Genomic DNA, 13,622 nt, shown 5'->3' with positions numbered 1-13,622 from the left:
TCCCGGGCGCATCCACATGGATGCGCCTTTGCGTTTCGGCGCAGGCATTTTCCCGTCCCGCCCCGTCATGGGGCGGGGCTGTTTGTGATTCAAGGAAAACGGAGTCGTTATGGCTGGTCATTCCAAGTGGGCGAACATCAAGCACCGCAAAGAGCGCCAGGATGCCAAGAGAGGCAAGGTCTTCACCAAGTGGATCCGCGAACTGACGGTCGCTGCCAAGCAGGGCGGCCCTGACCCGGCATCCAACCCGCGCCTGCGCCTGGCGCTGGACAAGGCCCTGGGCGCCAACATGAGCCGCGACATCATCGACCGCGCCGTGGCCCGTGGTGCGGGCACCAACGAAAGCGACAACGTCGAAGAGCTCAGCTACGAAGGTTATGGCCCGGGTGGCGTGGCGATCATGGTCGAAGCCATGACCGACAACCGCAACCGGACCGCCGCCGCCGTGCGCCATGCCTTTACCAAGTGTGGCGGCAACCTCGGTACCGATGGCTCGGTGGCCTACCTGTTCGAGCGCAAGGGGCAGCTCAGCTTTGCGCCGGGCGTGGACGAAGACGCGTTGATGGAAGCGGCGATGGAGGCCGATGCCGACGACGTGGTAGCCAACGAGGACGGTTCGTTCGAGGTATTCACCTCGTTCAACAGTTTATATGCCGTGCGTAACGCCCTCGAAGAGGCCGGCTTCAAGGCCGCTGACGCGGAAATCGTCATGCAGCCGACCACCAGTGCCGAACTTGACCACGAGGGTGCCGAGAAGGTGCTCAAGCTGATCGACATGCTCGAAGACCTGGATGACGTGCAGAACGTCTACTCCAACGCCCAGATTTCCGACGAGATCATGGAAAACCTCGGCTAAGGTCTGCAGACTCGCCGAGTCAAGGCTGCTATTGGGGCTGCTGTGCAGCCCATCGCCGGCAAGCCAGCTCCCACAGGTACCGCGCTTTTCTTGAAGCTTGTGCTGTACCTGTGGGGGCTGGCTTGCCGGCGATGGGCCGCGCAGCGGCCCCTATGGTCTTGCAACGTTAGTTTTTTACGACAGGCACTATGACTCTGATTCTAGGTATCGACCCCGGCTCGCGAATCACCGGCTACGGCGTCGTCCGCCAGACCGCCCGTGGTTGCCAGTACGTGGCGTCGGGTTGTATCCGCACCGGCAGCGGCGAGCTGCACGAGCGGCTGCAGATCGTTTTTCGTGGTGTCAGTGAAATCATCACCCAGCACGGCCCGGTAACCATGGGCATCGAGCGGGTGTTCATGGCCCGCAACGCCGACTCGGCGCTGAAGCTCGGCCAGGCGCGCGGCGCCGCTATCGTTGCCGCTGCCGAAGCCGGCCTGGAAATCGCTGAATACAGCGCCACTCAGGTCAAGCAAGCCGTGGCCGGCACCGGTGGGGCCAACAAGGAACAGGTGATGATGATGGTCATGCACCTGCTGAAACTGACGCAAAAGCCGCAGATCGATGCCTCCGATGCGCTGGCCATTGCCCTGTGCCATGCCCATACCCGCTCCAGCCTGGTGCCCCATGGCCTGGCCACCGCACGGCGACGCGGCGGGCGCTTGCGTCTTTGAGCGCTTCATGCGCAGATACAAAATTTGTCCGGGTGAAGCATTCACCCGCCGCATTTGCTGATAGGGTTGAGCGGTCGTTGACCGGCTCCCCGAGAGGAAGGATCGGAACGTGATTGGACGTTTGCGCGGCACCCTGGCGGAAAAACAGCCGCCGCACCTGATTATCGACGTCAATGGCGTGGGCTACGAACTCGAAGTGCCCATGACCACGCTGTACCGTCTGCCCAAAGTGGGCGAAACCGTCACTGTGCATACCCATCTGGTGGTGCGCGAAGACGCCCACCTGCTCTATGGTTTTGCCGAAAAGCGCGAGCGCGAGCTGTTCCGCGAGTTGATCCGCCTGAACGGCGTAGGGCCCAAGCTGGCCCTGGCGTTGATGTCCGGGCTGGAGGTCGACGAGCTGGTACGTTGCGTGCAGGCCCAGGATACTTCGGCCCTGGTACGCGTGCCGGGGGTCGGCAAGAAAACCGCCGAACGCCTGCTGGTCGAACTCAAGGACCGCTTCAATGCCTGGGAAACCTCGCCGGCCATGTTTACCCTGGTGTCGGATGGGCCGTTGCCGGCCGCCAGCGCATCAAGCGCCGAGGCCGATGCAGTCAGTGCCCTGGTCTCGCTGGGCTACAAGCCGCAGGAAGCCAGCAAGGCGATTGCCGCAATCAAGGACAAGGCCGGCTTGAGCAGTGAAGAACTGATCCGCCGCAGCCTGAAAGGGATGATTGCCAAGTGATCGAAGCCGACCGCCTGATCGCCGCCAGTGGCCGCGACCGTGAAGAAGTCCAGGACCGTGCGATCCGGCCGCTGAGCCTGAGCGAGTACATCGGTCAGCCGGTGGTGCGCGAGCAGATGTCGTTGTTCATCCAGGCTGCTCGCGGGCGCAGCGAGTCGCTCGACCACACGCTGATCTTCGGCCCCCCAGGCTTGGGCAAGACCACCCTGGCCAACATCATCGCCCATGAAATGGGCGTTTCGGTGAAGAGCACCTCTGGGCCGATTCTGGAGCGCCCGGGTGATCTGGCGGCCATGCTGACCAACCTCGAACCGCACGACGTGCTGTTCATCGACGAGATCCACCGGTTGTCGCCGGTTGTCGAAGAGGTGCTGTACCCGGCCATGGAAGACTTCCAGCTCGACATCATGATCGGCGAAGGGCCAGCGGCCCGTTCGATCAAGCTCGACCTGCCGCCGTTCACCCTCGTCGGTGCAACTACCCGTGCCGGGATGCTCACCAACCCGTTGCGTGACCGCTTCGGCATCGTCCAGCGCCTGGAGTTCTATAGCGACAAGGACCTGGCCACCATCGTCAGCCGCTCGGCCAATATTCTTGGCCTGGCCATCGAGGACCTGGGTGCCTACGAAATTGCCCGCCGCGCCCGTGGCACGCCACGAATCGCCAACCGCCTGCTGCGCCGCGTGCGTGACTACGCCGAGGTGCGCGGCAAGGGCCAAATCACCAAGGCCGTGGCTGACATGGCGTTGAACCTGCTGGACGTCGACGAGCGCGGTTTTGATCATTCCGACCGTCGCCTGTTGCTGACCATGATCGAGAAGTTCGATGGCGGCCCGGTGGGCGTCGACAACCTGGCGGCGGCCATCAGCGAAGAGCGCCATACCATCGAAGACGTACTCGAGCCCTACCTGATTCAACAGGGTTACATCATGCGCACGCCGCGTGGCCGCGTCGTCACACGGCATGCCTACCTGCACTTCGGTCTGAATATTCCAGGGCGCCTGGGGGAGGGCGCAGATTATTCGGAACCGGGCGATGAATGACAGATCGAAACCGACTTTTCGTGGTCCTACCGCAGGCACGCCGAATGGTTGCTGGCAATAAGACATTAATGACGAAAAAACAGTTGCCACAGCGGATTGGCAAGCCGAGGAGTAAGCACTAGAGTATGCGCGCGCAAAATGGCCTGGAACCGTTCGTACACCGTTGTCGCGTCTATTACGAGGATACCGATGCCGGTGGCGTGGTGTATTACGTCAACTACCTGAAATTCATGGAGCGCGCGCGCACCGAACGCCTGCGGCACCTGGGGTTCTCCCAGTCGCAACTGGCCGAAGACAATCTGCTGTTCGTGGTCCATTCCAGCGAAGCGCGCTACCACGCGCCGGCGCGGCTGGACGACCAACTGCGGGTCACCGCGCAAGTACTTGAACTCAATCGCGCCAGCCTGCGTTTCGTCCAGCAGGTTTGGCGCGAAAACGATGAAACGCTGCTCTGCGAGGGGCAGTTCCTGGTGGCCGCAGTGCGTGCTGACACTTTCAAACCCCGAGCCATACCCCCCCAGCTGCGCGACGCTTTTGCGGCGGACGGCTCGGGTAATCAATCGAACGCAGGAGAATAAGCGTGGAAGCTAACGTCGTCGACCATACCTCCATGTGGAGTCTGGTCAGCAATGCCAGCGTGGTGGTTCAGCTGGTAATGCTGACCCTGGTGGCCGCCTCGGTCACCTCATGGATCATGATCTTCCAGCGCAGCGCCATGCTGCGCGCCGGTCGTCGTGCGCTGGATGCCTTCGAAGAGCGCTTCTGGTCGGGCATCGACCTGTCCAAGCTGTACCGTCAGGCAGGCAGCAACCCAGACCCGGATTCAGGCGTGGAGCAAGTATTCCGTGCTGGCTTCAAAGAGTTCTCGCGCCTGCGCCAGCAGCCGGGTGTAGACCCGGATGCGGTCATGGAAGGCGTGGGCCGTGCCATGCGCGTGGCCATCTCGCGCGAAGAAGAAAAGCTCGAGCAGAGCCTGCCGTTCCTGGCCACCGTCGGTTCCACCAGCCCGTACATCGGCCTGTTCGGTACCGTATGGGGCATCATGAACTCCTTCCGCGGCCTGGCCAGCGCCCAGCAAGCGACCCTGGCCACCGTTGCCCCGGGTATCGCCGAAGCCCTGGTGGCTACGGCCATCGGCCTGTTCGCGGCCATTCCGGCGGTCATTGCCTACAACCGTTTTGCCGCGCGCAGCGAAGTGCTGATCGGCCGTTACTACACCTTCGCCGACGAGTTCCAGGCGATCCTGCACCGTAAAGTGCACACCAGCGAAGAGTAATCAGGTAGAAGCCCATGGCCCGAGTTCGCCACAAACGCAAGCCCGTTGCCGAGATGAACGTGGTGCCCTACATCGATGTGATGCTGGTGCTGCTGGTCATCTTCATGGTGACGGCGCCCATGCTCAACCAGGGCGTGAAGGTCGACCTGCCCAAGGTTTCCAGCGAAGCCTTGCCGCAGGACAACAACGTCCAGATCCTCACCATCTCCATCAAGGCCGACAAGACCTATTACTGGAACCTCGGCAGCGAAGTCGATACCGACAAGCAGATGGACAAGGCCATGACCCTGCCGGCCATGACCGATGCCGTGACCAAGATCATTGCCGCCGGCCGTGACCAGGGCAAGCAGACCCAGGTATTCATTCGGGGTGACAAGGCGGTCGACTATGGCGCGGTCATGGGTGCCATGGGCGGGTTGCAGAAGGCCGGTGTCGGTAACGTTGGCCTGATTACCGAGGCGCCCTGATGCAACAGCGAGAGCCATCCGCCTCGGAAAGCTACTTCTGGCCCAGTGTCTGGGCCATCGGTCTGCATGTGCTGGTGTTCGGCTTGCTGTTCGTCAGTTTTGCCATGACGCCTGAGCTGCCGCCTTCCAAGCCAATCGTCCAGGCTACCCTGTACCAGCTCAAGTCCAAGAGCCAGGCGACCACCCAGACCAACCAGAAGATTGCCGGGGAAGCGAAGAAAACCGCGTCGCGCCAGACTGAAGTCGAGCAGCTGGAGCAGAAGAAGGTCGAGCAGGAGGCCATCAAGGCTGCGGAACAAAAGAAAGCCGACGCCGCTCAAAAGGCCGAAGAGGCTCGCGAAGCCGCCGAGGCGAAAAAAGCCGAGGACGCGGCCAAGGCCGCCGAAGCCGCCAAGGCCAAGCAAGCCGCCGAAGCCAAGAAGGCCGACGAAGCGAAGAAAGCCGCCGAGAAGCAGCAGGCTGACATCGCCAAGAAGAAGGCCGAGGACGAAGCGAAGAAAAAAGCCGAAGAAGAGGCCAAGAAAGCGGCCGCTGAAGAGGCGAAGAAACAAGCCGCCGAGGACGCCAAGAAAAAGGCAGCCGAAGAGGCCAAGAAGAAAGCAGCCGAGGACGCCAAAAAGAAAGCGGCGGCCGAGGACGCGAAGAAGAAGGCAGCTGAAGAGGCCAAGAAGAAGGCCGCTGCAGACGCCCAGAAGAAAAAGGCACAGGAAGCGGCTCGCAAGGCGGCAGAAGACAAGAAAGCCCAGGCCCTGGCCGAGCTGTTGTCCGATACCACCGAGCGGCAGCAGGCCCTGGCTGACGAGCAAGGTGACCAGGTGGCCGGCGATTTCGACGACCTGATCCGCATGCGCGCGGCCGAGGGTTGGGCGCGTCCGCCTTCCGCGCGCAAGGGCATGACGGTGACCCTGCAGGTAAGCATGTTGCCGGACGGTACCGTTACCAGTGTCAGCGTGGTCCGTTCCAGTGGTGACGGCCCGTTCGACAGTTCGGCGGTGGCTGCGGTCAAGAACATTGGTCGTTTGACCGAGATGCAGGGTATGAAGCCGAGCGATTTCAACCGTTATCGTTCGTTCAAGATGACATTTACACCTGAGGATCTAGCGTTGTGATTAAACGTCTGAGAGGACTGCTGGTCTTGCTCTGCTGCGTGGCAGGCTTGGCGGTGGCAGAGGAAAAGAACATCCTGGTCACCAGCGGCAGCGACCGGGCCACGCCCATCGCGGTAGTACCGTTCGGTATGCAGGGCGGTAGCGTGTTGCCTGAAGACATTGCCGACATCATCGGCAACGACCTGCGCAACTCTGGCTACTATTCACCGATTCCGCGGCAGAACATGATCAGCCAGCCGTCGCAGGCCAGCGAAGTGATCTTCCGTGACTGGAAAGCCCTGGGCGCCCAGTACGTGATGGTCGGTAGCATCGTGCCGTCGGGTGGTCGCCTGCAGGTCCAGTACGCGCTGTTCAACGTCGCCACCGAGCAGCAAGTGCTGACCGGTAGCGTGGCGGGCAGCACCGACCAGTTGCGCGACATGGCGCACTACATTGCAGACCAGTCGTTCGAGAAGCTCACCGGCATCAAGGGTGCGTTCTCGACCCGCATGCTGTACGTGACTGCCGAGCGCTTCTCCACCAACAATACCCGCTACACCCTGCAGCGTTCGGACTACGACGGTGCACGTGCGGTCACCCTGCTGCAATCGCGCGAGCCTATCCTGTCGCCGCGGTTCGCACCGGATGGCAAGCGTATTGCCTACGTATCGTTCGAACAGAAGCGCCCGCGCATCTTCGTGCAGAACATCGATACCGGCCGCCGCGAACAGGTGACCAACTTCGAGGGCCTGAACGGCGCGCCAGCCTGGTCGCCTGACGGTTCGCGCCTGGCCTTCGTGCTGTCCAAGGACGGCAACCCTGACATCTACGTGATGAACATGGCCTCGCGCCAGATCAGCCGCGTAACCGCCGGCCCTGGTATCAACACCGAGCCGTTCTGGGGTAAAGACGGCAACACCATTTACTTCACCTCCGACCGGGGCGGCAAACCGCAGATCTATAAACAGTCGGTCAGTGGGGGGGGGGCCGAGCGCGTAACCTTCGTGGGTAACTACAACGCCAACCCGAAACTTTCGGCAGACGAGAAAACCCTGGTGATGATTCATCGCCAGCAGGGCTTTACCAACTTCAAAGTGGCGGCACAGGACTTGCAGCGCGGAAGTGTAAAGATTCTCTCGGAAACAAGTCTTGATGAGTCTCCCACTGTTGCGCCAAACGGCACCATGCTAATCTACGCCACCCGCCAGCAGGGCCGGGGAGTCTTGATGCTCGTGTCGCTTAATGGCCGCGTGAGGCTCCCACTTCCTACCGCTCAAGGCGAAGTCAGAGAACCGTCCTGGTCCCCTTACCTGAACTGATTGCGGCGTAATACGTTTTGCTTAACACACTGGGGTTTCATTAGGAGTTTCACGATGGAAATGCTGAAGTTTGGTAAATTTGCTGCGCTGGCTCTGGCCATGGCCGTAGCTGTAGGTTGCTCCTCGAAGGGCGGTGACAACGCAGGCGAAGGCGCTGCTGTAGATCCTAACGCTGGCTACGGTGCCAACACTGGCGCTGTCGACGGCTCCCTGAGCGAAGAAGCCGCCCTGCGCGCAATCACCACCTTCTACTTCGAATACGACAGCTCGGACCTGAAGCCAGAAGCCATGCGCGCTCTGGACGTTCACGCCAAGGACCTGAAAGCCAACGGCAACCGCGTTGTTCTGGAAGGTAACACCGACGAGCGCGGCACCCGCGAGTACAACATGGCTCTGGGTGAGCGTCGTGCGAAAGCCGTTCAGCGCTACCTGGTTCTGCAGGGTGTTTCCCCTGCTCAGCTGGAAGTGGTTTCCTACGGCGAAGAGCGTCCAGTTGCTACCGGCAACGACGAGCAGTCCTGGGCTCAGAACCGTCGCGTAGAACTGCGTAAGTAAGTTCTTATGCGTATGTGCCGCCGTGTAGTAACCGTCCTCGCACTCAGCCTGCCGCTCGCGGCCTGGGCTGAGGTCCCTGTAGTAGATGACAACGCAGGCAGTTATCCGCCCGCGGGTTATGGCACGAGCGGCGCCTATGCCGGGTCGGGGGCTTCGGCCCCTGCCTCTGCACAGGGCCAGCTGTTCATGCAGCTGCAACAGATGCAGGACCAGCTTTCCCGCCAGCAAGGCATCATCGAAGAGCTGCAAAACGATGTGTCGCGCATGAAGCAGGAAAACCTGGAGCGATACCAGGACCTGGACCGTCGCATCAACAGTGGTGCCGCACCTGCCGCAACCCCTGACAATTCCTCCGGTGGTGCATCCAATGCCGCCTCCGGTGCAGCAGCCGGTGCTGCTGCGCAACAACCGGCCGCCAGTAGCGAGCCCGGTGATCCGGCGAAAGAGAAGCTTTACTACGATGCAGCTTTCGACCTGATCAAGCAAAAAGACTTCGACAAGGCCAGCCAGGCGTTCACCGCCTTCCTGCGCAAATACCCGAACAGCCAGTACGCCGGCAATGCCCAGTACTGGTTGGGTGAGGTGAACCTGGCCAAGGGTGACTTGCAAGCCGCCAGCCAGGCGTTTGCCCAGGTCAGCCAAAAGTACCCCAAGCACAGCAAGGTGCCAGACTCGCTTTACAAGCTGGCCGACGTCGAGCGCCGCATGGGCCACACCGACAAGGTCAAGAGCATCCTGCAACAGGTCATCACCCAGTATCCCGGCACCTCTGCCGCGCAATTGGCACAGCGTGACCTGCAAAAGCTCTAAGGCCCTTTGCAGTAGCGTTTGAAATAAACCCGCGCCAGTCGCGGGTTTTTTCGTTAGAATCACGGCCCTTTTTTCGTAAACACGCTGCTGCGGATAACGCGATGTCGAGTCCGCGGCAGTGCCTGACGGAGGCGGGCAGCCTGTTTAGCTGTCACGCCCGTGGCGAGCATGCAAGACACATTACGCATCACCGAAGTCTTTTACTCTTTGCAGGGTGAAACACGAACGGCTGGGCTGCCCACGGTATTCGTGCGGCTCACCGGTTGCCCCCTGCGCTGCCAGTACTGCGACAGTGCCTACGCATTCAGTGGCGGTACCGTTCGTACCCTCGATTCGATCCTTGAGCAAGTGGCCGGCTTCAGGCCGCGCTACGTGTGTGTCACCGGTGGCGAACCGCTGGCCCAACCGAATGCGCTGCCGCTGCTGCAGCGGCTGTGCGATGCCGGCTACGAGGTGTCGCTGGAGACCAGTGGCGCGTTGGATATCGCCGGCACCGACACCCGGGTCAGTCGTGTGGTAGACCTGAAGACCCCAGGTTCCGAAGAGTCGCACCGTAACCTCTATTCGAACATCGACCAGCTGACCCGCAACGACCAGGTCAAGTTCGTCATCTGTTCCCGCGAGGATTACGACTGGGCAGTTTCCAAGCTGATCCAGTACAACCTGGCCGAGCGTGCCGGTGAAGTGCTGTTTTCACCCAGCCATCATCAGGTGAGCGCCAGCGACCTGGCAGACTGGATCGTCGCCGACAACCTGCCCGTGCGCTTCCAGCTGCAGTTGCACAAGCTGCTGTGGAACGACGAACCCGGGCGTTGATTGAGGAGTAAATACACATGACAGAAAAACGCGCAGTCATCCTGTTGTCCGGTGGCCTGGACTCGGCCACGGTGGTCGCCATGGCCAAGGCCGACGGCTACAGCTGCTATACCATGAGCTTCGATTACGGCCAGCGCCATCGCGCCGAGCTGAACGCCGCCGCCCGCGTGGCCCGCGACTTGGGCGTGGTCGAGCACAAGGTCATTGGCTTGAACCTGGACGGTATTGGTGGTTCGGCCTTGACCGACAGCAGCATCGACGTGCCGGAAACCCCCGGTGAAGGTATTCCGGTGACCTATGTGCCAGCGCGCAATACCGTGTTCCTGTCGCTGGCGCTGGGTTGGGCTGAAGTGCTGGAGGCGCGTGATATCTTCATTGGCGTGAACGCCGTGGACTACTCCGGCTACCCGGATTGCCGCCCTGAGTTCGTCGAAGCGTTCGAGCGCATGGCCAACCTGGCGACCAAGGCCGGGGTTGAAGGGCAGGGCTTCCGGATCCAGGCGCCGCTGCAGAATATGAGCAAGGCGCAAATCGTGCAGGCCGGTATGGCCCGCGGCGTGGACTATAGCCTGACTGTTTCCTGCTACCAGGCCGACGATGAAGGGCGTGCCTGCGGCAAGTGCGACAGCTGCCGCCTGCGTGCCGATGGCTTCAGGGCTGCCGGTGTCGACGACCCGACTCGCTACGCTTGAACTGATCAGAGGGTATTGATTTCCCGTTAGAAATCAGTATTATACGCGCCATCCAACGGGTCGTTAGCTCAGTTGGTAGAGCAGTTGGCTTTTAACCAATTGGTCGTAGGTTCGAATCCTACACGACCCACCATATTCACAGCGGTTCGTGAGTGCTAGAGCGGGGCTTGCCACAGCCATGTCTAGTCTTGCAGCCGTCTGGAGCGACCCTTAGGCGCGCTTCAGCGTGATGTAGATATGAAATAGCCCGCAGCCTGCACAGGTTCGCGGGCTTTTTCGTTGGCCCAGCCAGCGGAAGCATCCGTCTTGAACCCTTGGCCCACCTGCGGCCACTGCTCAAAGAAAAACCATGCAAAACAGCTTCATAGCTGAGGCAGGTCATCGTTTTTCGCCTACGCACAACCCTACCTGCTCCGGTATGCCAAAAAAGTCGCAGTTAGAGGTGAGGTGTCAGCTCCACCTATACGACCCGACGACGTTGACTGATGCCACTGTCTCCATCAGCGCGCCAATGAGGATTTGGCGAGGAGATGTGAGGATGAGGGATGGCTTGTTCACGGCTGGGCTCTGGGGCAACTGACTGTGGGCGTCAGAATGCCGAGACCAGGTGGAGGGGCGCCTCAAGAAATACTTATCTGAGGTCCGTAGAATTTATTCTCTAAGCCGGTCACGCTTTGGTGAAGTGGATTGATCCACTCTGATAGGGCAATTGTACGGCCCAGACCGATTACAATGGGTCGAAGTGAAGCCAGGGAGTAGGCGTATGGCAAAACTGATATGTGGGGAGTCTTATGCAGCGGAAAAACACCAACTCGCTGGCGTTTGAAGCTTGGGTATCAGAATTTCTTGGGTAAGCGTCCGGCCATGTCATATTGACCCTCCAGCTAAAGTCAGCTTCCGACCGGGACATAGACTGTGTACCATGGGTTGAGGCTTATGCTGCCTGCCGCTCGCGCCGTTAAGGAAAGGTGAAAGCATATCTGCTCCAACCCATTCGTATCTCTCTTGATAGTCGGGGTTTGGTAACGCGGGCACCAAGACGCTTCGACTCCAGGAGGAATCATGTCGACAATTGAAAACGCTAAGCGTATGGCCAAGTCTCTTCGCACCTTGCTTGAAGCTCGCGATCATGAGGTGACCCATTCGGTAGCTCTTGAAATGGTGGCTCAGCAACTGGGCTACAAAGATTGGAATACGGCTTCAGCAGCGCTCCCTCATGGTCTGACCGGCTCTGAAATCAAGCTGGAGAAAGCTATTCCGATATTGCGAATGTTCGATGAAGCGAAGGCGAGGGAGTTTTACCTCGATTTTCTGGGCTTCAGTGTCGAATTCGAGCATCGCTTCGAAGCGGATCTTCCCCTCTACCTAGGGCTCAGCCGGGATGGAGTGCAGGTCCACCTTTCTGAGCATCATGGTGACGCAAGCCCAGGAACGACCATCTTTGTTCCCATGCAGAACATTGAGCTGTTTCGGGACGAGTTGATCACCAAACGCTACGGTTTCGGGCGACCCGACATTGTGGAGCAGGGATGGGGAAAGCTTTTGGAGGTATACGATCCGTTCGGTAACCGTATCCGTTTCTGCCAAAGCTGACTCGAATGCTTTCAGGCGTTAGCTTCCGTTCTTAGAATCAACGAGGCGCCTGTTCAACTAAATGAGATTGAGCAGGCTTCCTTGTATGCAAATACTTGATCTCGGTTAGCTAGGCTGGCGACCATTGATACGGTAGCAGTTGTTCGATTTCACTGGCCTTCTGCGTCGGCAAGCGCGTCAGCACGTCCTTGAGATACGCATATGGATCGTGCCCATTCATACGCGCCGACTGGATCAGGCTCATGATCGCCGCAGCCCGTTTGCCGCTGTGCAGCGATCCGGCGAAGAGCCAGTTCGACCTACCGAGCGCCCACGGCCTGATCTGGTTTTCCACGGCATTGTTGTCGATGGGAACAGCCCCATCCTCCAGGTAACCCGTCAGCGCTACCCAGCGTTTCAAGCTGTAATCCAGTGCCTCGGCCGTGGCCGAGCCCTCAGGCATGAGCGCGCGCTGAGCCAGCATCCACTCGTGCAACTTTTCAGCGATGGGCACCTCAACTTCCTGGCGTAATCGCCAGCGATCTTCACCGCTCACGTCCCTGGCCTGCCGTTCGACTTCGTACAAGCCGCCGTTGGAGTGCAGCGCCTATTCGGCCAACTGGCTTTTGTTCGCCACATGCAGATCGAAAAACTTGCGCCGGGCGTGGGCCATGCAGCCGATTTCGGTGATGCCCTGCTCGAAACCGGCTTTGTAGCCTGCGAAGTCATCGCACACCAGCTTGCCGTTCCAGGTGCCCAGGAAGTTGCGCGCATGTTCGCCTGCACGGCTGGGGCTGAAGTCGTAGACCACCGCTTTCAGTGCCGAGAACGGCGTGGTGCAGTAGGCCCAGACATATGCGCGGTGCGTTTTCTTTTCGCCCGGCGCCAACATCTGCACCGGTGTTTCATCAGCATGGACGACGTGCTGGGCCAACACGGCTTCGAGCAATGCATCTACCAGCGGTTGCAGTTGTACGCCGGTTTGGCCGACCTACAGAGCCAGCGTCGAACGCGAGATTGCCAGGCCGGCACGGCCAAAGATTTTTTGCTGCCGGTACAGCGGAAGATGGTCGGCGAACTTGGCCAACATCACGTGAGCCAACAGCCCAGCCGTGGGGATGCCCTTGTCGATCACCTGTGCCGGTACCGGCGCTTGAGTCAGTGTTTCGCACTGACGGCAGGCCCACTTGCCACGCACATGTTGCTCGACCGTGAACACGCCGGGGGTGTAGTCCAGCTTCTCGCTGACGTCTTCGCCGATGCGTTGCAGCTGGCAGCCGCAGGCAAAGTTGGTGTTCTCCGGCTCGTGATGAATGACGGTACGTGGGAACTGCGGCGGCAGCGGCGCACGCTTGGGTTGTTGGCGTGGTTCGTCCGGTGCCGGGGCGGGACGAAGGGCTTTCAACTCGGCGTCGATGGCTTCAAGGTCGGTGTTGAGCAAGTCATCCAGCAAGCTACCTTGCGCCGGGCTGATCTGCTCACTGCGCTTAGCAAACTTGTAACGTTTGAGGATGGCGATCTCGTGAGAGAGCTGCTCGATGACGATCTTGTCGCGGCGGTTCTCTTGGCCCATGGTGTCGACCCTCGACAGCAACTGCGCCGCGAGTGCGCGCAGTTGATCGGGCGTCATCTGGTCGAGATTGGGCGAGGAAGTCATGCCGTGAATTTTACCAAAGCAGCCCCACCCG

Annotated in this window: 14 protein-coding genes, 1 tRNA gene and 1 pseudogene; 15 read left to right on the top strand and 1 reads right to left on the bottom strand. The window is 60.2% G+C overall.

Going from position 1 to position 13,622, the window contains the following annotated elements; genetic code table 11:
- Positions 1–109 precede the first annotated feature (109 nt).
- The 15 genes from L1P09_RS19020 to L1P09_RS18950 all read left to right on the top strand — a co-directional run bounded on the left by L1P09_RS19020 (position 110) and on the right by L1P09_RS18950 (position 11,955).
- Complete coding sequence (locus L1P09_RS19020) at positions 110–856, top strand: YebC/PmpR family DNA-binding transcriptional regulator (protein WP_235768002.1); 747 nt, start codon at positions 110–112, stop codon at positions 854–856.
- A gap of 188 nt (positions 857–1,044) precedes the next feature.
- Positions 1,045–1,569, top strand: coding sequence for a crossover junction endodeoxyribonuclease RuvC (gene ruvC, locus L1P09_RS19015; protein ID WP_054905830.1), 525 nt, complete (start codon positions 1,045–1,047; stop codon positions 1,567–1,569).
- A gap of 109 nt (positions 1,570–1,678) precedes the next feature.
- Positions 1,679–2,296, top strand: coding sequence for a Holliday junction branch migration protein RuvA (gene ruvA, locus L1P09_RS19010; RefSeq protein ID WP_235768001.1), 618 nt, complete (start codon positions 1,679–1,681; stop codon positions 2,294–2,296).
- Positions 2,293–3,339 (top strand): Holliday junction branch migration DNA helicase RuvB, encoded by a 1,047-nt coding sequence (ruvB, locus tag L1P09_RS19005; protein WP_029887414.1) that lies wholly within the window; start codon positions 2,293–2,295, stop codon positions 3,337–3,339. The genes ruvA and ruvB overlap by 4 nt, the downstream gene beginning before the upstream one ends.
- 125 nt (positions 3,340–3,464) lie before the next feature.
- Positions 3,465–3,917, top strand: coding sequence for a tol-pal system-associated acyl-CoA thioesterase (ybgC, locus tag L1P09_RS19000; protein WP_009684053.1), 453 nt, complete (start codon positions 3,465–3,467; stop codon positions 3,915–3,917).
- 2 nt (positions 3,918–3,919) lie between these two features.
- Positions 3,920–4,615, top strand: coding sequence for a protein TolQ (gene tolQ, locus L1P09_RS18995; RefSeq protein WP_009684054.1), 696 nt, complete (start codon positions 3,920–3,922; stop codon positions 4,613–4,615).
- A gap of 14 nt (positions 4,616–4,629) precedes the next feature.
- Positions 4,630–5,082 (top strand): protein TolR, encoded by a 453-nt coding sequence (gene tolR / locus L1P09_RS18990; RefSeq protein ID WP_003254760.1) that lies wholly within the window; start codon positions 4,630–4,632, stop codon positions 5,080–5,082.
- Positions 5,082–6,191 carry a cell envelope integrity protein TolA gene (tolA, locus tag L1P09_RS18985; RefSeq protein ID WP_054905832.1) on the top strand — a complete coding sequence of 370 codons (1,110 nt, stop codon included), beginning with the start codon at positions 5,082–5,084 and terminating at the stop codon, positions 6,189–6,191. Before tolR ends, tolA begins: the two co-directional genes overlap by 1 nt.
- Positions 6,188–7,489, top strand: coding sequence for a Tol-Pal system beta propeller repeat protein TolB (tolB, locus tag L1P09_RS18980; protein WP_009684057.1), 1,302 nt, complete (start codon positions 6,188–6,190; stop codon positions 7,487–7,489). Before tolA ends, tolB begins: the two co-directional genes overlap by 4 nt.
- Positions 7,490–7,543: 54 nt before the next feature.
- On the top strand, positions 7,544–8,044 hold the full coding sequence (pal, locus tag L1P09_RS18975; RefSeq protein ID WP_029887416.1) for a peptidoglycan-associated lipoprotein Pal: 501 nt from the start codon (positions 7,544–7,546) through the stop codon (positions 8,042–8,044).
- 6 nt (positions 8,045–8,050) lie between these two features.
- Positions 8,051–8,854, top strand: a complete 804-nt coding sequence (ybgF, locus tag L1P09_RS18970) for a tol-pal system protein YbgF (RefSeq protein WP_054905833.1) — start codon at positions 8,051–8,053, stop codon at positions 8,852–8,854.
- A 168-nt stretch (positions 8,855–9,022) separates the two neighbouring features.
- Positions 9,023–9,670: a 7-carboxy-7-deazaguanine synthase QueE gene (gene queE / locus L1P09_RS18965; RefSeq protein ID WP_009684060.1), complete on the top strand. Its 648-nt coding sequence runs from the start codon at positions 9,023–9,025 to the stop codon at positions 9,668–9,670.
- Positions 9,671–9,687: 17 nt separating this feature from the next.
- Complete coding sequence (queC, locus tag L1P09_RS18960; RefSeq protein ID WP_009684061.1) at positions 9,688–10,362, top strand: 7-cyano-7-deazaguanine synthase QueC; 675 nt, start codon at positions 9,688–9,690, stop codon at positions 10,360–10,362.
- Positions 10,363–10,419: 57 nt separating this feature from the next.
- Positions 10,420–10,495, top strand: a tRNA-Lys gene (locus L1P09_RS18955).
- A gap of 929 nt (positions 10,496–11,424) precedes the next feature.
- Complete coding sequence (locus L1P09_RS18950) at positions 11,425–11,955, top strand: glyoxalase superfamily protein (RefSeq protein ID WP_054905834.1); 531 nt, start codon at positions 11,425–11,427, stop codon at positions 11,953–11,955.
- A 109-nt stretch (positions 11,956–12,064) separates the two neighbouring features.
- On the opposite strand, the pseudogene tnpC reads toward L1P09_RS18950, so the two are convergent.
- Positions 12,065–13,591: pseudogene (gene tnpC, locus L1P09_RS18945) on the bottom strand (IS66 family transposase).
- Positions 13,592–13,622 lie beyond the last annotated feature (31 nt).

The organism is Pseudomonas juntendi (assembly GCF_021560075.1).
Classification (GTDB): domain Bacteria; phylum Pseudomonadota; class Gammaproteobacteria; order Pseudomonadales; family Pseudomonadaceae; genus Aquipseudomonas; species Aquipseudomonas juntendi.
This window is presented reverse-complemented; position numbering and strand designations above follow the sequence as displayed.